Consider the following 22,553-nt stretch of genomic DNA (forward strand, 5'->3'; position numbering starts at 1 on the left):
TGGTTTTTTTTTAAGAAATAGAATTGATTAAAATCAATTAAAACCCTTTTTTAAAGAAGTCCACGTGCTTTAATTTCTAAATACTTATTAATAGTATTAATCGTTAAGTTTTCTGGCGTTGTTAAAATAGATTGAATACCGTGTTTTTGAAGTTCGTTTACGATCAATTTCTTTTCGTACATAAACTTTTCTGCAACCGTTTTCTGAAAAATATCGAAAGTGTTATGCGCTTCAACATTAGTGAGTTTCTGTAATTCTGTGTTTTCAAAAAAGATAACCACTAATAAATGATTCTTTGCAATGGCTTTTAAATAGGGCAATTGGCGATGTAATGCATCTAAAGTTTCAAAATTGGTGTAGAGCAGAAGCAGACCACGTTGTGTAAGGCTTCGTTTTACATCTATATATAATCTTGAAAAATCAGATTCAGAAAAATCAGTATTTACATTATATAAAGTTTCCAGAATTTTATTCATCTGCGACGGTCGTCTTTCGGCAACCACTTTGTTTTCAACTTTACGAGAAAACGTAAACATGCCGGCTTTATCTTGCTTTTTTAAGGCAACATTACTAATGACCAAAGTCGCATTAATAGCATAATCTAAAAGACTTAAACCATCAAAAGGCATTTTCATGGCTCTACCTTTATCAATAACAGAATAAATTGGTTGCGAACGTTCATCTTGAAACTGATTAACCATCAATTGGCTTCGCTTGGCTGTCGCTTTCCAGTTAATGTTTCTTATGTCATCACCATTTACGTAGTCTTTAATCTGCTCAAATTCCATGGTATGTCCAATGCGTCGTATTTTCTTTAAACCATATTCAAACAGTTTGTTAGAAAATGCCAAGAGCATATATTTTCGTAATTGTAAAAACGAAGGGTAATTAGGCACCATCGCATCTTTAGCAAACTGAAAACGTCTCGTAACTAATGCTATTGGTGAGTTGACGTAAATATTTAAGCTGCCAAAGAAATATTCACCACGTTCTAAAGGTCTTAAAGTGTATGTAATTTTCTTCTTATTGTGTTTGCTAAGTTGGGTATTAATTTCAAAATCACGCTTTTGATATTGAAATGGCATTTCGTCAATTAATTGTAAATCGGCAGTAAAATTATAGTCATTTTGAAGAGTAATTTCAATAGGATTGTCATCACCATTACTCAATTTTTCAGGTAAAATTCGCGAAGCACTAATCCCTTTTTGTTTAAATAACAGAATGAAATCAATAATAACTAAACCAATGGCAATGAAAAATAGAATAGTAACAATGCTTAACAAACCAGGATAAATATAGGCAAGGATGAACAGTGCTACCAAAATCATGGCAACAACAAAAAACCGAAAGGTTAAATAGGTATGTTTAAAGAAACGCTTCACTATCTAGGAATCTCAATAGTTTCTAGGATTTGATCTACAACTTTATCTACTGTAAAGGCTTCCATTTCACGTTCTGGTGTTAACACTAATCTGTGTTGTAAAATGGCTTTTGTACAACGTTTTATATCATCTGGCGTTACAAAATCTCTACCGTTTATAGCTGCATTGGCTTTGGCAGCATTTAAAATGGCAATTGAAGCTCTTGGTGAAGCACCTAAGTATAAATTAGCGTTTGTTCTGGTATTATGAACAATAGAAGCAATGTAATTTAAGAGGTTATCTTCAACAACAATTTGTTTAATGAGGTCTTGGTATTTCTTAATCTCTTCTGCAGACAATACAGCTTTAATGTCGTTGAAATCCATTTTATCTTGACGAGAATGATTGTCTACTAAAATCTGAACTTCATCTTCTAAAGAAGGGTAATCTACATTTATTTTGAAAAGAAAACGGTCTAATTGTGCTTCAGGCAAACGATAGGTGCCTTCTTGTTCAATAGGGTTTTGTGTAGCGAATACTAAAAACGGTAATTCCATTTCGTAACGTGTGCCATCCATGGTAATTTGGCGTTCTGCCATAACTTCAAATAAAGCAGCTTGCGTTTTTGCAGGTGCTCTGTTAATCTCATCAATAAGCACAATATTAGAGAAGATTGGTCCTTTTTTATATTCGAATTCACTGTTTTTTACATTAAAAATCGAAGTCCCTAAAATATCACTAGGCATTAAATCTGGTGTGAATTGGATTCTGCTAAAATCGACTGCCATAGTTTTAGCTAGCATTTTTGCAGTCACTGTTTTTGCAACACCAGGAACACCTTCTATAAGCGAATGTCCATTAGTTAATATAGAAATAATAAGAAGCTCAATCATTTCATTTTGGCCAACGATGAACTTAGCAATTTCTCGCTTAATATCTTCAACGCTATTTTGCAAAGGCTGTAAATCAATTCTACTTTGGAAACCTTCGGTAGTTGGTTCGGAAGCTTCTTCTTTTATGTCGTTTAAAGGATTTGTTTCGGTTACATTATTTTCTTCGTTAATATTTTTGTCATCTAAATGCTCTGATGATGGTATATTTTGATCTTCCATAATAACTTATGTTCGTTTAAAATGTTCTATTTTTTTATTCAATTCTATGAGCTCTTGCTCAGTATGATTTGTTTTCGATTTTAAAAAGACAATATAATCTACTAAAGTCTTTGTGTCTTCTTTAGTATTGCTAGATTTGGCGGCAAGCTTATCAATAAAACCTGAATTAAATTGATTGGTTTCTAAATAATAATGCGTTCTAACAAACTCTAAAAAGTATTCAATTTTCTTATTTATAATATTAGTGTAATCACCATATTGGTAATATAATTCGCCAATAGTCTTGGTGAAATCTACAGTGGCATTATCTAATTTTTTAATCACGGGAATAATACGTTGTGTACGTTTTCCTCTAAAAATCACAAATAGAATTAAACCAAACATACTAATGTAAAATGCCCATTTTAAAGCAGTATTTTCTAAAATATAACGCAATGGACTTGTAATGACTTTACGACCACTTTTGTAATTGTTGTCCCAAATAATTTGTTGCTTGGGCATATAAGATAAAACGGTTGCAGCATAATCTTCTTTTTCATCTAAAAGATGGTAATTGGTAAAAGCAAACGGATTGGTGTGCAGAATAAATTGACCGTTGTTATCACCAACTTCTACTTTAATTAAATTGGGATGCGTTTCTTCAATCTCGTCCTCGTTTTTTGTGGTTAAGGTTCCTAAAACGGTTGTTCTTAAAGTGTCTATAGATTCAAAGAAACTGTTTTCAATAACATCTTTGTAAATTCTGTTATTAGCTTGTAAACTTGGACTTGTAAATTTATTGTCTGCCTCTTTTCTATAAATATTAGTGTATTGTCGTTGCACGCTAACATTTAAAGTATCTAAAACATTACCATAAAAATAAGTGCTACTTATAAAAACAGTATTACCATCTTCTACAAATTTCATTAAAGTTTCAGATTCTTCTTTTCCTAAATTAATACGGTCATTAACAAATATAAGGGACTTTGGCTCAGAGAATTCTTCGGCTTTAAGATATTCGTAAATTGATTTTTCAGAGACTAAAACGTCGCCTTCAGAAAACGTATCAAGTTCATTAAAAAGCACAAAGCAACCCAATGGAATCTTATCTGCTGCAGAATAAGAATTTCGCCAGTTTAGTGCTTTTGGTTTAGTGATTTCTGCAATCATCATAAAAACAATCACTGCACCAATGATGTATAGCGCAATTTTAGAACGCTTATCCATGTTGAGTTGTTTTTATAAGTTCATTAAAATCGGCTTTGTTTTTATTAAAGCTTTCTTCATCTATAGGGAATTCGCCATACCAAACATAATCGTATATATAAGACACACGTTTAAATAAGGTTTTGAGTTGGCTATCCTTTATTTCATTTAAATAGTCTGTATTTGTTTTTTCGTAATGCCATTCAATAATCTCTTTATTGGCAAGTGATTTTAATGATTTAAGATAAAGGTAACGTGTGGCTAATCTGTAGTTTTTTTCTTTTAAGGCTTTTGAAATTAAATTTTCAAAATCAATTTGTTCAATATTTTCTTCAACATAACTAAAACCTTCAATGTCTTTATTTTCGGTTTTAAATACAGTGCTTACAGGGTTTTCTAATAAGAACTTTATTAAAAGGTATAATACAATAACACCTAATAATCCGTAAACAATATATTCTAGTGTTTCATAATCAATAAAATCAATATCAAAGCCGAAAACATCTCCTAGCCAATTAAAAAATTTTCTAAGTACACGTTGCATGAGGTTAATCCCTCCTGTGTCGTTTATAGAATAATTAAAATCGCTATCGGAATACTTATCTTTAAAGTTCTCTTTAAAGTAAGTGACATCTAAATCAGAGGAATCTCTTTTAACAACAACATCTTGAGACCACAACAAGGCTGAACCTAATGTTGTCATTAAAAATGTGTTGATATGTTTAAGTTGAGACTTACTCATTAACACCAATTTGATCGATTTTTTGTTGAAGAAACAAGTTGTATTTTACTTCATTTAGATTGTAATACAAAATACCATATGAAATTTGAGACAAGGCTTGTGTGTATATAAATGATAATAAAAATGCAGCAAAACCGAAGGTAAATACTAAGGTAGCAAAAGTGCTTGTAGATAAGTCTACATTGCTTTCAACAGAAAAGTAAACATAAATACCAATAATAACGCTTGGTATAGAAATAACGAGCATGGTAATCATAAAATTAAGAATACCTATAACCAAACCAAATAATACAATACGCCAAAAATTAGACATAGTAAAACTAACGCCTTCAGAAAGTGCTTCTCCAACGCTTTTATTAGTTGAAAATATAGACATAAACGTTAACCCAAAAACGGCAGTTAATGTAAAGTTTAAACCATATTGTGCTAGCATGCCTAGAAAAGGAATAAACGCTAAAACCATAGAAATAATAAAATAAGCAACCACAATAAGACCACCAATTAAGATAAAAACTATAATACTCCCTAGGTTACTTGTAATACTTTTCCAGATGCGTTTAGATTCCACTTCTCCTTCATTTTTAACATAATCTGCGATGTAAGCACTTGAGAAACTAAAGTTAATTAACGAAGTGATAAAAATAATTAAGAAAAGAATTATCGCACCTGCAATAAAATAGCTTTCAGTTGCCACGTTAGAACCCATCCCAAATCTAAAATCTCTACTTGCTAAACCCATAAAGCCAGTGACTAAAAGGTATGAGGAAATCAATGTAAGTATAATACTAATAGCATTATACCTTAGATATAAATTGGTGTAGGCTTTAAAATTATGTTTTAGAAATAAAAAGTAAGTATTAATAATATCTCCAAACGTACTTCTTGTTCTTAATTCAATATACTTTTCGTTCACGTAATTTGGGATTTAGATGAAACTTGTACAAGCTTCGTTTTACTAGCTTTATTCAGTGCAATCGGATAAATAATATAGTAATATACAATTAAAAACAAGGATAAAAAGATAATACCATAAGCAATAAACCAAGGCATTTGCTCTCCATAACGCGTTATAAAACCTTCAATAAAGCCAGCAATTATAAAAAATGGAATAGTACTAACTACAATTTTTAATCCGTCCTTAGCTCCTTTCATAAAAGCAATACGTCTAGAATAGGTTTTAGGAAACAAAAAACTATTTCCCATAACTAAACCTGCACAGCCAGCAATTACAATTACTGAAATTTCAATAGTACCATGTAACCAAACTGTTGAGGTTTTTTCTAAAATTCCGTGATTGTAAAAGAATGTTATAAAAGCACCTAACATAATGCCATTACTAAAAAGGACGTATATAGTACCAACACTAAAAATGGCTCCGCAAGCAAAAGCAATAATAGCCACTCTAATGTTGTTGATGGTAATTCCTAAAAACGATCCAATATTACTTCCGCTTTTATAAACAGCCATGGGTTCTCCTTTTTCTATATTTTCTAAGGTCATGTTTACATAGCCATCACCTAGTATTAGCCTTATAAACGAATCGTCATTTAAAGTAGAAACCACACCAATCAATACTGCTGACATAAAAATTAGAAAGGTGTAAAGTAGTGTTTTTTGATATTGATAAAAGAAAAGAGGAAACTCGTCTCTCCAAAACGAAATAATCTTGTTTTTAGATTCTTTTTTGGTAATATAAATTTTTTGATGCGCTTGCGAAGCCAATGAATTTAGGTACAACAAAGTCTTACTCTCAGGATAATAAGTCTGAGCATAAGACAAATCGTTAGTAAGCTGTATATAGTAAGAAGCTAGGTCATCTGGATTTATTTTTACATTATTATCTAATGCGTTTTCAAAACCAATCCATTTTTCCTTATTTTGCTTCACGAAAGACGCTTCGCGCATAAATCATTTTAAATTAGAAACGAATATACATTTCAATGAGCAAATTAGCAATTAACACGGCACAAAATGTCAACTTAGATTACAAGTTAATTGGTTTGGGTGAACGTATGGTGGCATTCTTAATAGATGGCATCATTATAATTACTTATATGACCATTGTTGAAAGTCTTGTTTCAGTATCAGAGATTTTTGATGCAGATGGCTGGACAAGGCGTGGTTTCTTAGGTTTATTTACTTTACCAGCACTTTTTTATTCGGTAATTTGTCACATTCTTTTTGGTGGACAAACCGTTGGAAAAATGATTATGAAAATTAAAGTGGTTAGTGTAGATGGTACACCAACAGAGTGGTATAATTTCTTTGTACGTTGGATGCTTAGAATTGTAGATTTATGGATTTTTTCACCATCCATAGGTATCTTAAGCATTTTATTATCAGATAAAAAGCAACGTATTGGTGATGCAGCTGCAGGCACTGTGGTTATTAGTGTAAAGAAGAAACACAAAATTACTAGTACAATTCTTGAAGATATTAGCGATGATTACGAGCCTGTTTTTAGTAATGTAACTCAACTAACAGATAAAGATGTTAGGATTATAAAAGATGCATTTACAATTTCTAAAAGAAATAATGACTTTAAAACTTTAACCATTTTGAAGAATAAGATCTGCGATACACTTCAAATTGAATCAAAGCTTTACGATGTTCAGTTTATTGATACCATTCTGAAAGATTATAATTATTACACTCAGAACATGTAAGTAGATAACCTAGTTTGTTAAAAGCAAACTTGTGCAAAATGCTTTTACTGAGCTAAGATTATTACAAATGAAACTTTAATAAACTCATGTTTTTTCAAATAGTAGATATATTAGGAACCATTGCTTTTGCTATTTCTGGTGCTTTAGTTGCCATGAACAAACGTATGGATCCATTTGGTGTTCTTATTATTGCCTTTGTTACAGCTGTTGGTGGTGGTACTTTAAGAGATGTAATGATTGGTGTTGAACCTGTTTCTTGGATGAAAAATATGACCTTTGTATATGTTATTATAGGTTCTGTAGCATTTGCTGTGATTTTTAGAAAACGAATTAATTACCTCCGTAAATCACTCTTTTTATTCGATACAATTGGGATTGCTCTATACACTTTAGTTGGTGTTGAAACAGGGCTAATTGCAGGTTTACACCCTATAATTTGTATTGCATTAGGTACAATGACAGCTTGTTTTGGAGGCGTTTTACGTGATGTCTTATGTAATGAGATTCCTGTGGTTTTTAGAAAAGAAATTTATGCTACAGCCTGCATTTTAGGTGGACTCACTTATTTTATACTTAGAAAATTTTTAAACGATGAAAATTATCTTTTCGTTATAGCTGGTTTAGTTGTAATTATTGTAAGATTGGTTGCAGTGCGTTTTAAAATTAGTTTGCCTAGTTTGTATAAGAAGGAGGATCAATCACCAATTACCTGATTAAATAATTGATGAACTTCTATAATTCAAAAAGCATAATTTCTAAAATGGGAATTATCTCATCTTTTCTGTTTTTCGCTTATACTCCAAATTGATTTAAATGATGGTCTAAATGTTTGTAGAACATATTGTTCCATTCGGTTGAAGATAATTTCCCAAAAGAATGGCTTTCCTTTTGGTTAAAATGATTACTGCCTAATTCTTGAGCCTTTATAATGTATGCCGTTAATCTGTTTTTTTCTAAATTAAAATCTTTATCGCTCGCGATTAAAAATTCAGGAGCAGTACGTCCATTTTTTTTATAAGGCTTTTCACTTACAACTATATTTTTCACAAATGTTTTAAGCATCCATTTTTTAAACCCTTTTGGTTTAGGGTGTTTGTCTTCAAAATCGAGTTCATAAGTTACACTGCAATGTGCTAACATTTGATCTACCGACATTTTTCCCCAATTTGGTGTTGTCGTTGGTTCTAATTTATTGATACGTTTAATAACTTCATCGGTAACCGTTTTATCAAAAATATTCTTCATGGTAGACGTTAATTAGCAAATTTAGTTTTTGTTTAAGGCTAAATATAAGCATTATTCTATGGCTTTAAGTAGGGCACTCTTCAATTTAATTCTAATCACCATCAAAGGCTTTATAAATTTTCACATTTGCCAAGAGTTGTTTTTTTGATTTCAATTTTAGAATTTAATATTTTGCGTTGCGTTAATACAACTTCAGTATAAATAGCCTCTAAATTAATGTACTTATCAAACCTGATCAAGGTTTTGAGTTGTATTAGGCAATAATATATAGAGTAGTGGTTGGTGTTTGTTTTTTAGCTTTTTATAAGGTCCTTGTATTCCTCAAAAAAGGCTTCAAATAAATTCATGTTTACATTGAAGAATTCCATAACATCACGCCAAGTGTTTTTATTATGGATAGATACTTTTTGTTCTAAGGGTAAGTAAATCCGAGAGATTTCTTTTCCGTTATCGAGGAAATGTTCTTCCTCATATATAGCTTCTGGTAAGTATTCACTTTTTAAAATGCCTTTTAAAGATTCTAACTTTTCCCAACAGTTAATACGGTTTTCTAAATCGTCTTCTAAATCTAAAGCGATTAATGCAGAGGTAGTATCAAAATGAAACTTAAATGAGACACCTTTTATTTTAGTATCATATAACAGCCATTTTCGTGGAAAAGATTTTCCAAAGCTCGTCCAAAATTCTTGTCTTAGTAGTCTCGATTCTTCTTTTGAAAACATTTATATAAAATAAGCGATTAATATACCTAAACATATAGCCAATAGTTTAGATAAATTGAATTTATGACCCTCACCAGATTCAAACAAAATGGTTGTTGAAATATGTAAAAAGATACCAATAACAAAAGCATTAATTACATCCACATAATTGACCATAATACTTGAGTGATTTGATATATAAGTACCCAAAGGTGTCATTGCTGCAAAAACAACTAAAAAGCTAACTACTTGAAGTTTGCTATAGTTAGATTGTAATAAAAAGGTAGTAATTAAAATAGCAATAGGAATTTTATGAATTAAAACGCCATAAACCATATCATTATGCTGGTGAATAGGAAAACCTTCTAAAAAACTATGTATGCATAAGCTAATAAAAAGTAACCAGGGAAATTCATTGCCTTCTCTGTGTACATGTACATGGCCATGTTCTGCACCTTTAGAAAAGAATTCTAAAATAATCTGAAGCAGAATACCGCACATAATGTACAAACCTGTGAGTTTGGCATCAATGTGGTGATACACCTCGGGTAATAAATCAAAAAGTGTTAATGCTAATAAAAAAGCACCACTAAAAGATAAAAGCAATTTAGTGTAAATTGATTTTTGATTTTTAGTTAATAAAGCAATGGTAACACCTATAACTACGGCTAATAAGGGTAATAAATAACTAATCATTCAGTAATTACTTAAAAATCATGATTAAGCGTTCAGATGTTTTAGAATGGTATTTATGTAATTTAAAATCACCAAAAACATCTAACAAATAAACTCCTGCTTTTTCAAAAAGCGTTTCAAAATCTTTTAAAGTAAACGCTTTTACACGCTCTTGAAATTCAAAGTGCTCTCCGTCAGCTTCAAAACTAATATCTTTAATAATGTAGCCATCTTTTACAGAACGCTTTTGGTGAAAATCAATGCCTTCAACTGTTTTTACATCTTCTGCGACTAAATTTTCAATGATATAATTCACATTCATAAAATCGATCACTCCAAATCCAAAATCATTTAATTCGGCCTTAAGCGCCTTTATGGTTTCAAGATTACAGTTTTCATCTTCAAAATAACCAAAGCTAGTAAAGAGGTTAAATACGGCATCAAATGTGTCTGGATACGGTTTACTCATATCATGCACATTAAACTTCAATGTAGCATTCTCAAATTGTTTAGCATGATTAATGCTTTTTTCAGACAAATCGACTCCTGTAACATCATAACCCAAAGAATTAAGATAAACGGAATGCCTACCTTTTCCACAAGCCAAATCTAATATTTTTCCGCCTTCAGGAATGTTTAGGTAATTGGTAAGATTGTCCATAAACCCTTGAGCTTCGGTATAATCTCTGTCTTTATACAAAATATGGTAGTATGGTGTGTCAAACCAAGATGCATACCATTGTTTAGTTGATTTAGTCATAATGATAAATGTGCTACAAAAATACTGTATTTTTGCAATGTATATGACGTTACAGATGGAAGAAAATTACAAGATGTTAGCCAAAACATTATTTGGCTTTGAAGATATATTAGCAAAAGAGCTTACACAACTTGGTGCCATGCAAGTGGAAAAAGGGGTTAGAAATGTGAGTTTTGTTGGTGATAAAGGCTTTATGTATAAAGCTAATTTAGGTATTAGGACTGCGATAAAAATATTAAAACCTATCCATTCTTTTAGAGTCACAAAAGAAGATGATCTCTATAAAAATGTAAAGAACATGAAGTGGGAAGATTACTTAAAGCCTACTGGTTCTTTAGCTGTAGATGCTACAGTGCATAATAGTGTTTTTACACATTCGTTATACACGGCATTAAAAACAAAGGATGCCATTGTAGATCGTTTTAGAGATAGAGAAGGTGTGCGTCCAGATGTAGATTTACGTTTTCCAGATTTAAAAATCAATGTACATATAGATAGACAATTGTGTACCATTTCTTTAGATACGTCTGGTGAATCTTTACATAGACGTGGCTATAAAACGGCAACGAATATTGCTCCTATAAATGAAGTTTTAGCTGCTGGTTTAATTATGATGAGCGGTTGGGATGGACAAACAGATTTTATGGACCCAATGTGTGGTAGTGGTACCATGCTTGCAGAAGCGGCAATGATTGCTTGTAATATTCCTCCAAATTTAATGCGAAAAGAATTTGCCTTTGAACGTTGGGAAGATTGGGATGTTGATTTGTTTGAGAAAATAGAAGAATCACTTTTAAAGAAAACGCGCGATTTTCATCATAAAATAATTGGTTACGATAAGTCTCCTTCTGCAGTTACAAAAGCTAAAGAAAATATGAAGAATGCGCATTTAGATGAACTAGTTCATATTCAGCATGAAGATTTCTTTAAAACCCAAAAATCGGGAAATGAGAAGTTGCACATGGTTTTTAATCCACCATATGGAGAACGTTTAGAGAATTTAAATGTTGAAGAATTTTACGGTAACATTGGAACAACGCTAAAGCATGGTTATCCAAATACAAACGTATGGTTAATTACATCTAATCTTGAGGCTCTAAAGTCAGTAGGATTAAGACCATCTAGAAAAATTAAAGTCTTTAATGCTAAACTAGAAGCAAGGTTGGTGAAGTATGAAATGTATGAAGGTAGTAAAAAGGCTAAGAAACAAGGAAACTAGTGTTCTAAAGCTTCTAATTGCAAATTATAATCATACTGTAAATCCTCGTGTAATACACTAATTTTTTTCTTAATAGAAAGCACCTGTCTATCGTATAGATTGCTCAGTGTGGTATTTCTATGTATAGAGGGTTTTAATGTATTCATTTGTTCACAAAAATAGAGTAGAAGCTCTACTTCTGTGGTTTTCTTTAAAGAATAGCGGCTATACACGCGAATTTCTCTTAGGATTTTTCTAATAGTTTTCTTCATATAGAAGTAACTATCTGTATTAATGCCTTTAAAAAGTTCGTCTAAACTTGTTTTTACACTAACGATATAACCATCTTCATCGTGAGATTCAAATAATAAATAGGTGAGTAGAGCTTTATTCTCTTTTTTAAATTTACCTAAGCGTAAACAAAGCTCTAAAAGCTCTTCTTGAGTAAGGTGTTTTAATTCCTTTTTTATGGTAACTATCGATTCAATTTTCATGATGTAAATTTAGAACTTTTAAAACAGAATCCTTGTAAGTCTGGCCAATAGGAATTGTATGTGTGTCTATGGTAATTTGATTGCCAGAAAGACAATTCATTTTATTCAAGTTAATACAAAATGATTTATGAGTACGTAGAAAATTATCAGGTAAGGAGGTCATAAATTTTGAAAATGTACTATGCGTAACAATCGTTTTTTCTGTAGTATGTATTTTAACGTAATCTCCAAAAGCTTCAATATATTGAATATTGGTATAAAAAACCTTGTGTAGTACTTTGTTTTCTTTTAAGATCAGGAAATCATTATCGGTAGTTGTTTTAGTTTTAATAACCTTATTTACAGCCATTAAAAACCTTTCGTAAGCTATTGGTTTTAATAAGTAATCAATAGCATTAACTTCAAAACCAACGACAGCATATTGAGAGTAGGCCGTGGTAAAAATAACTTCAGGCGGATTCTTTAGAGATTTATAAAAGTCTAAGCCTGTTTGCTTGGGCATATTAATATCCAAAAAGAGCAAGTCTATAGTGCTATTTAATTGCAAAAAATTAAAAGCTTCAGCAGTATTACTGCAGGTGGCTTTTAGGTCTAATACGTTAGTTTCATTTATAAAATATTTTAGAACACGTTGCGAAGAGGGTTCGTCGTCTATTATTATACAGCTTATACGTGTTTTATTTTTCATTACTAATAGTTAATAGAACTTTAAAAACTTCGTTTTGTAATTTAGTTTCAAACTGATGCTTGTTTGGGTAGACTAAATTTAAGTTATTTTTTAAATTTTCTAAACCAATACCAGAATGTTTGTCTTGTAATTGATTGCTTGTGTCTAAATTAGTGTTTTCTATCGTAAATTTAAATTGGTGACCTTTTTGCGATAGCTCCATTTTTATAGGCGAATTGATTTTTCCTGCTATAATCCCGTGCTTATAGCTGTTTTCTAGTAAAGGCAAAAGTAACATTGGGTATACTTTGAAATTTTCATCTTCAATTTCAATATTTAACTGTGTAGAAACAGGTAATTCTATACGATGATTTTGAAATGAAATATAATTTTTGAGCAAAGCGATTTCGTCTTTTAAACTCACATGCTTGGTGTCTGAATCGTAAATAACATAGCGTAAAATATCAGAAAGCTGAACAATGGCCTCTGTTATGCCATCTTTTTTTTCTAAAGCTAAAGCATAAATAACATTTAATGAATTAAATAGAAAATGTGGGTTTAATTGGGCTCTTAAAGTTGAAAGTTGTGTTTCTATATGTTGATTTTTAATTTTAAGTAGTTGATTTTGGTTTTTGTTAAAGTAAAACCAATCTTCAGTAAGTTTAAGTGAGCTTGTTGCTACTAAAAAGATTATGAATACTAAATATATATTCTTGTCAGACACATAGGATATAAAAAAATAACTCGGAAATAGTACATCTAAAATAGGCTGTAAAAACCACGAACTGAGCGTGGCAAAGACAACCAGATTTATAATAAATATAACACTGTAAATAAGGTATTTTTCTTGCTTGAGGTAATTAGGTATTAAAACGTAAAAATTAATTAAAACAGGTATTGCTAGTGCTGTTAAGAAAGTTAAAGTATAGGCAAAATCTACACGTATTGGCAATTGGCCTTTTGAAAAAATAAACAGTAAGATTACAAATGCAAACAACCACAGTACACTATTAAAACGTAGTGGTCTGTGGTAATTAGATTTTAATATGGTATTAAAGTTAAGGTTTTGCATTGGCTCTTGTTAGTGCTATTTGATCAGATTCTTTCCACTTATTTTCAATATCAGCGTTGAGATATTTTTTTAAAAAACGATACAGTTCTTCAGAAGTAGCTGTAAGCAATAATGTTTGTTCTGGTCCAATACTTTCGTGCTTTAACCGTATTTTGTTTTCCTTGAAGATATCTTTTATACGTTCCTCACTAAGCCATGAAAACATAACGTTTTTATCAGTAGTAAAATCTAGTTTTGCTACTGAGTGTGTTTTTAATAAGTGCTCTGCAGCTAAACTGTTTATTTCTTCATCTTCAATGTTTATAGGTATAAAATCTAATAAATATTGGTTTTCAATTTTAAAAGGCATGGCTATAAAAACGGCTTCTTTTTCATTTTTGATGTAAGTAACGAGATAGCCATCTTTATAGGTGTCATATACTAATTCGCCGTCTTTAGATGGTTTTTCTCCTTCCTTTTTATCTTCTTCAAACTTTTTTTGGAACGATTCTACTGTCCATTGTCCTTTTTTGTGATCTGTCCATTCACCTAATAAGTCTTGATTAAATTTTAGACTGCTTTTAATATAAAATGGTTGAAGTGATTTTACAATGCAAGAACTAAAAAGTAAAACACTTAAAATTAATAATACTCCTCTTGTTTTCATAAGTTATAAATTTAAAAAGTTTTCTCTAAATTCTTTAAATAATCAATTGTTTACAACAAATTTCGATAAACAATGTGCAAATCATGTCAAACGATTTAAACAAAAAAAAAAGAGGGCAATTGCCCTCTTTATATGGTTTTCGAATTTTGAAATAAATTCGAATTTAATGTATGAGTAAATTATCTCAATTTAGGATAATTATCAGGACTCAATTCATGCATTACGTCATAAATGGCCTCAAAAATATCTTCTACAGATGGTTTAGAAAAATAATCACCATCAGTACCATAAGCTGGTCTGTGTGGTTTAGACGCTAATGTTTTTGGTTGGCTATCCAAATATTCAAAAGCATTTTGCTCATTTAATATTTGATCTAATATATATGCAGATGCTCCTCCTTTTACATCTTCGTCAATAATCATTAACCTATTGGTTTTGGCAATACTTTTAACAATATCATGATTTAAATCAAAAGGTAATAAAGACTGAACATCAATAATTTCTGCATCAATGCCAACTTCTTGCAATTCTTTTGCGGCTTGCTCTACTAAACGTAGGGTAGAACCATAAGAGACTAAAGTAATATCCTCTCCTTCTCTAATCGTTTCTACAACGCCAAGAGGTGTTTTAAAATCACCAATATTGTTAGGTAGTTTTTCTTTAAGTCGGTAACCATTTAAACACTCAACCACTAAAGCAGGTTCATCACTTTCTAATAATGTGTTATAAAAACCAGCAGCTTTGGTCATGTTTCTAGGTACTAAAACATGGATACCTCTAACCAAATTTATAATGCCTCCCATTTGAGAGCCAGAGTGCCAAATACCTTCCAACCTATGGCCACGTGTTCTTACTATTAATGGTGCTTTTTGGCGACCTTTAGTTCTGTATTGAACTGTAGCCAAATCATCACTCATTATTTGAAGCGCATACATAATATAGTCTAAGTATTGAATTTCTGCTATAGGACGTAAACCACGCATTGCCATCCCTATTCCTTGTCCTATTATGGTCGCTTCTCTAATACCTGTGTCTGAAACTCTAAGTTCTCCGTATTTTTCTTGAAGTCCTTCTAAACCTTGGTTTACATCTCCAATATAACCAGCATCTTCTCCAAAAATTAACGCTTCTGGATACTTGCTAAAAATAGCATCAAAATTTTCTCTTAAAACAACACGTCCATCAACTTCCTCTGAGTTAGCATCGTAAGTTGGTTTGATTTCAGTTTGCTTTATAGCATTTAATTGAGACTCGCTATGTAAATGCGAACTGTATTTTGGTTGTATTAAATCAATATAATTTGTGATCCAATTCTGAAGGTTTGTTTTTGCTACAGATGATTCTGATACTACATAACGCAATGCCTTACGAGTTGCAGAAAGTAAATCTCTTCTTAAAGGTTCATCTATTGTTTCTAAATCATTTTTTAACTTTCTAATAAACACACCGTTTGGGCTAGTAGAGGCTAATTGATCTAATAAGTTAATAGCTTCTTTAAATTCAGCGTAAATAGGATTTATAAACGCTGACCAAGCTGCCTTTTTACCTTCTCTAACGGCTTTTTTAATTTCGCGTTCTGCAGCTGTGAGTTCTTCATCGCTAGCAATATTATTTTCAATAATCCACTTACGCATTTGAACATTACAATCGTATTCTGCTTCCCAAGCCAAACGTTCTTTGTTTTTGTAACGCTCATGAGAACCAGAAGTTGAATGACCTTGAGGTTGAGTTAATTCTTGAACATGTATCATTACAGGAATATGCTCTCTTCGAGATACTTTTGCTGCACGTTGGTACGTATCCATTAATTCTGGATAATTCCAACCATCAACTCTAAAGATTTCATAACCTTTATCGTCTTCATTACGTTGAAAGCCTTTTAGTATTTCTGATATATTTTCTTTTGTAGTTTGGTGTCTTGCATGCACTGAGATGCCATAATTATCATCCCAAATACTAATAACCATTGGCACTTGTAATACACCTGCAGCATTTATGGTTTCAAAAAATAAACCTTCACTTGTACTAGCATTTCCAATAGTTCCCCAAGCAATTTCGTTTCCAGAATTAGAGAACTTAGTGGTATCAATACCTTCTACTTGTCTGTATATTTTTGAAGCTTGTGCTAAACCTAAAAGTCTAGGCATTTGCCCAGCTGTTGGTGAAATATCTGCACTTGAATTTTTTTGTTCTGTTAAATTTTTCCAATTGCCATTGGCATCTAAACTGTGGGTTGCAAAATGACCTCCCATTTGGCGACCAGCAGACATTGGTTCTTCTTTTAAGTCTGTATTGGCATACAATCCAGCAAAAAATTGCTCAATAGTTAATTCTCCAATGGCCATCATAAAAGTTTGATCTCTATAGTATCCAGATCTAAAATCGCCATTTTCAAAGGCTTTTGCCCAAGCAATTTGAGGAATTTCTTTTCCGTCTCCAAAAATTCCAAATTTAGCTTTGCCTGTTAAAACTTCTCTACGTCCTAGTAAACTACATTCACGACTAGTCACAGCGAGTTTATAATCGTTTAAGACCTCTGCTTTAAAATCTTCAAATGTAATCTCTGTTTTTGTGTTAAGGTTCGTCTTCATGTAGGCGCATTTTTATGCCTAACAAAAGTACAAAAAATATAAATTTTACACAAGTGAGTTTGGTGTTATAATATTGAATTATTCTTAGTAAAACATCGATAATACTGATAATATTTTAAATAAAAATGAATTTTTAAGTTTTCAATAAGAATTTGCTAATACCATTTTCTTCTAAAAAGACCTAAAAGAACATTAGGGTCTACGGTAAACATAAAGCGAATGCGTTGGTCATAGTTTTTCTCGCCAACTTCCCAGCCAAGATTAGAATACATTGGGAAGTAGATTTCAAAGTAATCTTCTACTAGATTTAAACGAATACCTGAATCATAAACAAATTTGGCATTTTGATATTTGTTTTTTACTAAACCTACATCTCCATAAAACTGAATATACCTCCAAATAGAAGTAGTAAAATTGGCTGTGGTCATCCACTGGTTAGCAAAAGGTGTTTCTAACTTCGATTTAAAACCTCCTTCTGCAATAATTATTTGCTGACTAAATAATCCTGCAGATTCTGAACGCCCTAGATAATTAAAATCGAAAAGGTAATCTGTTGGTCTGTCTAAAGCAAAGCTGAAATAATTAGAGCTAAGATCAGAATTATTTTCTATAAAGAAACCAGCGAAAAATCTGAAATTAATATTTCTATTTTTTTTGGTGAGTTCTCTAAATTCATAATTAAATGATATTTTACTGAATTTATCAGCAATCTGAAGGTCTGTATTAAACTTAGAATAATTAATAACACCAGGATTAGAATGTGTGTATCTTAAATTAAAAACACCGTAGTCTGGTTCATCTATAATTACAGTGGCATCTTTTCCTAATTCTCTTTTAATACTGACGTATCTCGCTAAAATTTGATCTCGTTGATTAGATCTAAAATCGGAATCATCTCTAAAATTAAAAGAGAGTGAAGGTCTTATTTTGGTGAAAAAGGCATCACTAGCAAAGGATTCGTAGCTTGCAGCTAAGCCATATGTAATATCATAAAGTTTTTTATTTTCAATATTGTGCGTGTAATAAACAGATGTGGATCCGGTTAGTGACCTAGATTTTGTAGCATATTGAGGAGAAATACGATAGTTTAAACGTTTTCGAAGAATCGTTTTGTTATACATCTTTGCTCCAAGTGTTAATCCATCATAAATATTATTAAACTCAACGAGTGGCATTAAGAAAAGCTGATTATAATTGGGATCTTCCAAGTCTTTAAATAATCGAATCTGTAATGGCTTGTCTTTTAAGAAAGAGCCTTTTATAGCTTTGAAATTGTCACGTTGATTAAATTCTGGAATCACATTATCATAATCTAAAGAAAATTTTTCTGTGTTGTCCTTAGGTAGCATAATGGTTTTTGTGCCTTTTATGTTTTCTATCCATAAATGGTCTGTAACCGAATCGTTTTGTAGTTTAAAAAGAGAAATAGGCATGGCATTATCTCTTTTATTTTTTATGGTGAGTTGCAAAGAATCACCAATGGTTTTGATAGTTTTAATTTTAAAATCTATTTTCTTTCTCGTATTGACGTAATCGTCAAAAAACCAACGAATGTCTTTATTCGTTTTAGAAGTTAAATAAGACTCAAAATCACTAATGGTTATCGATTTTAACTGGTTATCTTGTAAGAATTCTGTGATTAATATAGGTAATTCAATGTCTTCAGTAAATTGATCTAAGTAGTTAAGACCAACACCAGCTTTGTATTTTACAGCAATGTTAGCATTGAATTTTGTTAGAGAATCTTTTGAGGTCGTTAATGGTTGATCAATATTTTTTCTCGCAACTTCCATAGAGTAAAGAAAATACTGGAAGTTGAATTTTAAATCTGCTGCATGAAACGCTTTAATACCCCAAATATCTGCTAAAGTCCCAATAAGCTTCATATCTGGATAGTATTCTTCAACATATTTAATGAGATAATAAATTTGAAGTCCTTCACTTAGCCAATGTTCTTTTCGTGGATTCAGCAACAGAACATTGTCTATATATTTCTTTAAAGCCGTTTTTACTAATTTTAATTCATATTGAAAATCATTAGGAAACGGACGAAAAAAGGATGGTAATTGATTAAGTCCATAAAGTGGATTTTTTTGATAATCAATAGAAGAAACTAATAATTGTTTGTGCGGATAAGTGCCAAGGTGTTTGGTGAGATATCGAGTGACTCTATCGGTTAGTAATGCTTTTGCTGGTCCTTGTAATCCTTTTTCGTTAATGTTAGAAATTAATATAAAATCGTCGGTCTGTACAAAACTGTATTTGGGTAATTTCTTTAAGGATAAGTAAGTGTCAATACGATCTTTACCGCTGAGAACAGTAGTTTGTGTTTTATCCTCACTATTAGAAGTTGCAGCATTAAAATTGAGTTCTGAAGATACTTTGTAATTTCTAGGATGAGTTATTCTTAGGATGACATCTGACTTAGGTACAAACAAATCATCTAAGTTTTTATTGCTATAATACTGCCATTCGCCATCATAAACGGCAGGTGTAATGTACCAATACTTTAAATCAAAATCATTAGTTTTAGAAATGCCATAACTTGTAAATGTAGCATCTGGTATTAAAAGTTGGTAGTTAAGTTTTAAAGTATAAGAGGTATTGGGTTGCAAAGGCTGTTCTAATGTTACTTTAATAACATCAATATGATCCTTTAAACGTTGGTGTTCTAAAGAGGTATCATTTTCATTTTTTATAGAAGTGATAACGGTAAAACCACGTTGTTCGTTTTTGGCTAAATGGAATTTTGTGCTGAATTCTTCTTCAAAGCGTTTGGCTAATGGAGTAGATTTGGTAGAATAGCTATTATTCCAATCGCTAAGGTATATCTCTTTTAAAACAGTATTAGACTCGTTTTTATAAACAATGCTTTGCTCAACAATAATAGTTTTGGACTCTACGTTCACAGTAGCGTTAATTTCCATTGCGTTTTGAGCCACAATAGTGTAGCCAAAAACCAATATAAGAACTGCTGTGATGAGATTTTTATTCAATTAGATATGATGAATTTTATAGGATTAGTATTCATAGATGTTACGCTTAAAAAATAAAGACCACTGTCTAGATCCGAAACATTAAAATATTGTTTGGAATCAGCGTTTAAAGGAAAAGTTTTTACATTTCGCCCTAAACTATTATAAATGTTCAAACGCTCATTTTGTAATGTAGTAGTATTAACATTAACAATGAGACTGTGATTAATTATCGTAGTTTCTAAGCTAATAATACTTGATGAAATATTGAAATCTTCCACACTTAAAAAAGTGGCATCCGTTTCTAATGATAACGTAACGGGAAGATGATCACTAAAATTGTGTAAATGATTTCGTAATGTATACGAAAATTGTGAGCCTGTGGTTTCACAATCCGAAGAATTAATAGATTTATTCCAACAAGACACCAATCCGTTATTACCATAAACTTGATAAGAATTTGGAACATAAGTTATGTTCGCTGTGTTCATCATGTTTTCAGAAGTTAAAATAAAGTCAAAGCGATCATCAAAACCTCCTGTGGTGCCTCCCATGCCTGTTTGTGTTCTGGTAGATTGTGAAAATACATCAACATAGCTAGAGTTGTTATGCCAGCTGCCAACGCGGTTAGGTGGATCTAAAAACGTAATATTATTGTTCTCACTTAGTAAGGTTTCAAATGCAGATTCACTTGAGGTGTATACATTGAAATCACCTGCTAGTAAAACATTGGTGTCAGATGGTAAGCTATCTAAATATGCTTCTAAGTCCAAAACCATTTCATAACGTTTTTGTGCATTTGTGGTGCCACTCGATGCTTTTAAATGACAAACTATCACAAATAATTCTAAAGGATTGGTTACTTGGTCTACTGTATTTAATTGTAAGTGATAAACATTAAAATCTCTTAAATAAGTGGGTACAATAATTTCTTCTTGGATGGTAAATTTAGTGCTGTCGTAATACAATAAATTTTGCAAATCATTTTGGTCACCAAAAGTATCATCAGACGTGTTAGAAACATAAGTAGCCATTTCAAAATTGCTATGAATAGCCGATTTTGTGGTGTTAAATACATCAATAGCTCCTGAGATATTATTTAATTCACATACTAAAAACAAATCGGGTTTATAGTCATTGAGAATATATGCTAAGTCATTAATTCTATTAGGCACAGCATCTTCTAAAGGATAGTTTAATAAATTATAAAACATCACTTTAACTGTTTCTTGTGCAGAAACAGTTGAAAATGTAAATAGAAGTAACGTGAAAAAACCAAGTATTTTCTTTTTCATAGCAGTGAATTAAAAAAATGGTTTCTCTTAGAAATTTGGACTAAGATCGTATTCTTTATAAAAGTCGTTAAGTATGTCTATAACCTCATCACCAGTATCCACTAAATGTATTAGGTCTAAATCTTTTTCGCTAATATTACCAGCATCAAGCAATGTGGTTTTTACCCAACCCATAAGGCCTCCCCAAAATTCAGTACCTACTAAAATAATTGGAAAAACTTCAATTTTATGAGTTTGTATTAATGTAATGGCTTCAAATAATTCGTCTAAAGTTCCAAAACCTCCTGGCATTACCACAAAACCTTGTGAGTATTTTACAAACATTACTTTACGTACAAAAAAGTAATCAAAGTCTAAACTCTTATCACTATCAATGTATGGATTATCATGTTGCTCAAAAGGCAATTCAATGTTTAAACCTACTGAAGTTCCGCCTGCAATATGTGCTCCTTTATTACCAGCCTCCATAATGCCAGGTCCACCACCAGTAATAACTCCATAACCGTGATCTACAATTTTAGTGGCAACTTCTTCTGCTAATTTATAATATTTTTGACCTGGTTTTGTTCTAGCTGATCCAAAAATAGAAACACAAGGTCCTATTTTACTTAGTTTCTCATAACCACTTACAAACTCTCCCATAATCTTGAAAATTGCCCAAGAGTCATTTGTTTTTATTTCATTCCAGCCTTTATTTTTACTTTCTCTATGCATATCTGATTTTAATAATTTATTATAGCATTATAAAAGCCATACGTTAATATGGCTTTGTCTCATTTTAGACCTTCAAATTTAAGCTAAAATGAGCAGATTATTTGGGTATTAGTGAAAAAATAAGCGTAGAAATTAAAAATCACTACGCTAATTTTTTAGAGGTTTAGGTGGTTACAACGGTTTTCTTCCAGAAATAATGTTATACAATATAACGACTATAGCAATGACTAATAAAATATGAATTAGACTGCTGCTGCTTATTCCTGGGATAATGTTGAGAAGTCCTAATAACCAAACAACGATACAAATTACTGCGACAAGCCAAAGAATACTTTTCATGATTTTAGATTTTTTAATTGTTAGTTAAAACAATTTAGAAAATTAAATCGGAAGATCATTTGCCTTTCATCTTACCCGTTAAGATCTTAATGAAATGAGTTAGCATTCTCTCAGT

22 protein-coding genes are annotated in these 22,553 nt (G+C 31.3%); 3 read left to right on the forward strand and 19 right to left on the reverse strand.

The window, feature by feature from the left end; all coding sequences use genetic code 11:
* Window positions 1–50: 50 nt before the first annotated feature.
* The 6 genes from ACJJVO_RS18375 to ACJJVO_RS18400 are packed head-to-tail and all read right to left on the reverse strand — an operon-like array spanning window position 51 to window position 6,305.
* Window positions 51–1,382: a DUF58 domain-containing protein gene (locus ACJJVO_RS18375; protein WP_405576781.1), complete on the reverse strand. Its 1,332-nt coding sequence runs from the start codon at window positions 1,380–1,382 to the stop codon at window positions 51–53.
* The gene (locus ACJJVO_RS18380; RefSeq protein WP_405576783.1) at window positions 1,382–2,473 is read right to left on the reverse strand and encodes an AAA family ATPase; all 1,092 of its coding nucleotides are present in this window, start codon (window positions 2,471–2,473) and stop codon (window positions 1,382–1,384) included. The genes ACJJVO_RS18375 and ACJJVO_RS18380 overlap by 1 nt, the downstream gene beginning before the upstream one ends.
* A gap of 6 nt (window positions 2,474–2,479) precedes the next feature.
* Window positions 2,480–3,679 carry a DUF4350 domain-containing protein gene (locus tag ACJJVO_RS18385; protein ID WP_405576785.1) on the reverse strand — a complete coding sequence of 400 codons (1,200 nt, stop codon included), beginning with the start codon at window positions 3,677–3,679 and terminating at the stop codon, window positions 2,480–2,482.
* The gene (locus ACJJVO_RS18390; RefSeq protein WP_405576787.1) at window positions 3,672–4,400 is read right to left on the reverse strand and encodes a DUF4129 domain-containing protein; all 729 of its coding nucleotides are present in this window, start codon (window positions 4,398–4,400) and stop codon (window positions 3,672–3,674) included. Before ACJJVO_RS18390 ends, ACJJVO_RS18385 begins: the two co-directional genes overlap by 8 nt.
* Window positions 4,393–5,313: a hypothetical protein gene (locus ACJJVO_RS18395; RefSeq protein ID WP_282031779.1), complete on the reverse strand. Its 921-nt coding sequence runs from the start codon at window positions 5,311–5,313 to the stop codon at window positions 4,393–4,395. The genes ACJJVO_RS18390 and ACJJVO_RS18395 overlap by 8 nt, the downstream gene beginning before the upstream one ends.
* On the reverse strand, window positions 5,310–6,305 hold the full coding sequence (locus ACJJVO_RS18400) for a stage II sporulation protein M (protein WP_405576789.1): 996 nt from the start codon (window positions 6,303–6,305) through the stop codon (window positions 5,310–5,312). The genes ACJJVO_RS18395 and ACJJVO_RS18400 overlap by 4 nt, the downstream gene beginning before the upstream one ends.
* A gap of 35 nt (window positions 6,306–6,340) precedes the next feature.
* On the opposite strand from ACJJVO_RS18400, the gene ACJJVO_RS18405 reads away from it, so the two are divergent.
* Together ACJJVO_RS18405 and ACJJVO_RS18410 are read left to right on the forward strand one after the other, a co-directional pair.
* Complete coding sequence (locus ACJJVO_RS18405; protein WP_405576791.1) at window positions 6,341–7,066, forward strand: RDD family protein; 726 nt, start codon at window positions 6,341–6,343, stop codon at window positions 7,064–7,066.
* 86 nt (window positions 7,067–7,152) lie between these two features.
* A complete protein-coding gene (locus tag ACJJVO_RS18410; protein WP_405576793.1) occupies window positions 7,153–7,779 on the forward strand; it encodes a trimeric intracellular cation channel family protein in 627 nt (208 codons plus the stop codon).
* Between the two features lie 79 nt (window positions 7,780–7,858).
* Here ACJJVO_RS18410 and ACJJVO_RS18415 read toward each other — a convergent pair whose 3' ends face one another.
* The 4 genes from ACJJVO_RS18415 to ACJJVO_RS18430 form a co-directional block, all read right to left on the reverse strand.
* The gene (locus ACJJVO_RS18415) at window positions 7,859–8,311 is read right to left on the reverse strand and encodes a DUF1569 domain-containing protein (protein ID WP_405576795.1); all 453 of its coding nucleotides are present in this window, start codon (window positions 8,309–8,311) and stop codon (window positions 7,859–7,861) included.
* Between the two features lie 293 nt (window positions 8,312–8,604).
* Window positions 8,605–9,033 carry a DUF4268 domain-containing protein gene (locus ACJJVO_RS18420; protein WP_405576797.1) on the reverse strand — a complete coding sequence of 143 codons (429 nt, stop codon included), beginning with the start codon at window positions 9,031–9,033 and terminating at the stop codon, window positions 8,605–8,607.
* Complete coding sequence (locus ACJJVO_RS18425; protein WP_405576799.1) at window positions 9,034–9,708, reverse strand: ZIP family metal transporter; 675 nt, start codon at window positions 9,706–9,708, stop codon at window positions 9,034–9,036.
* Window positions 9,709–9,715: 7 nt separating this feature from the next.
* A complete protein-coding gene (locus ACJJVO_RS18430; RefSeq protein ID WP_405576801.1) occupies window positions 9,716–10,447 on the reverse strand; it encodes a class I SAM-dependent methyltransferase in 732 nt (243 codons plus the stop codon).
* Between the two features lie 55 nt (window positions 10,448–10,502).
* Here ACJJVO_RS18430 and ACJJVO_RS18435 point away from each other — a divergent pair, with 55 nt between their 5' ends.
* Window positions 10,503–11,666, forward strand: a complete 1,164-nt coding sequence (locus ACJJVO_RS18435; RefSeq protein WP_405576803.1) for a class I SAM-dependent RNA methyltransferase — start codon at window positions 10,503–10,505, stop codon at window positions 11,664–11,666.
* On the opposite strand, the gene ACJJVO_RS18440 is transcribed toward ACJJVO_RS18435, so the two are convergent.
* From ACJJVO_RS18440 to ACJJVO_RS18480, 9 genes are all read right to left on the reverse strand, one after another.
* Window positions 11,663–12,139: a hypothetical protein gene (locus tag ACJJVO_RS18440; RefSeq protein ID WP_405576805.1), complete on the reverse strand. Its 477-nt coding sequence runs from the start codon at window positions 12,137–12,139 to the stop codon at window positions 11,663–11,665. The genes ACJJVO_RS18435 and ACJJVO_RS18440 overlap by 4 nt on opposite strands.
* Window positions 12,129–12,827, reverse strand: a complete 699-nt coding sequence (locus tag ACJJVO_RS18445) for a LytR/AlgR family response regulator transcription factor (protein WP_405576807.1) — start codon at window positions 12,825–12,827, stop codon at window positions 12,129–12,131. The genes ACJJVO_RS18440 and ACJJVO_RS18445 overlap by 11 nt, the downstream gene beginning before the upstream one ends.
* A complete protein-coding gene (locus ACJJVO_RS18450) occupies window positions 12,817–13,878 on the reverse strand; it encodes a sensor histidine kinase (RefSeq protein WP_405576809.1) in 1,062 nt (353 codons plus the stop codon). Before ACJJVO_RS18450 ends, ACJJVO_RS18445 begins: the two co-directional genes overlap by 11 nt.
* Complete coding sequence (locus ACJJVO_RS18455) at window positions 13,865–14,524, reverse strand: hypothetical protein (protein ID WP_405576811.1); 660 nt, start codon at window positions 14,522–14,524, stop codon at window positions 13,865–13,867. Before ACJJVO_RS18455 ends, ACJJVO_RS18450 begins: the two co-directional genes overlap by 14 nt.
* A 179-nt stretch (window positions 14,525–14,703) precedes the next feature.
* A complete protein-coding gene (locus ACJJVO_RS18460; RefSeq protein WP_405576813.1) occupies window positions 14,704–17,115 on the reverse strand; it encodes a thiamine pyrophosphate-dependent enzyme in 2,412 nt (803 codons plus the stop codon).
* Between the two features lie 155 nt (window positions 17,116–17,270).
* Window positions 17,271–20,111: a metalloprotease gene (locus tag ACJJVO_RS18465; RefSeq protein WP_405576815.1), complete on the reverse strand. Its 2,841-nt coding sequence runs from the start codon at window positions 20,109–20,111 to the stop codon at window positions 17,271–17,273.
* Window positions 20,108–21,385: a T9SS type A sorting domain-containing protein gene (locus tag ACJJVO_RS18470; protein ID WP_405576819.1), complete on the reverse strand. Its 1,278-nt coding sequence runs from the start codon at window positions 21,383–21,385 to the stop codon at window positions 20,108–20,110. The genes ACJJVO_RS18465 and ACJJVO_RS18470 overlap by 4 nt, the downstream gene beginning before the upstream one ends.
* A 27-nt stretch (window positions 21,386–21,412) precedes the next feature.
* On the reverse strand, window positions 21,413–22,099 hold the full coding sequence (locus ACJJVO_RS18475; RefSeq protein ID WP_405576821.1) for a TIGR00730 family Rossman fold protein: 687 nt from the start codon (window positions 22,097–22,099) through the stop codon (window positions 21,413–21,415).
* A gap of 171 nt (window positions 22,100–22,270) precedes the next feature.
* Window positions 22,271–22,438, reverse strand: a complete 168-nt coding sequence (locus ACJJVO_RS18480; protein ID WP_405576822.1) for a lmo0937 family membrane protein — start codon at window positions 22,436–22,438, stop codon at window positions 22,271–22,273.
* Between the last annotated feature and the right edge of the window lie 115 nt (window positions 22,439–22,553).

It is taken from the genome of Winogradskyella sp. Asnod2-B02-A (genome assembly GCF_045063645.1).
Taxonomy (GTDB): Bacteria; Bacteroidota; Bacteroidia; order Flavobacteriales; family Flavobacteriaceae; genus Winogradskyella.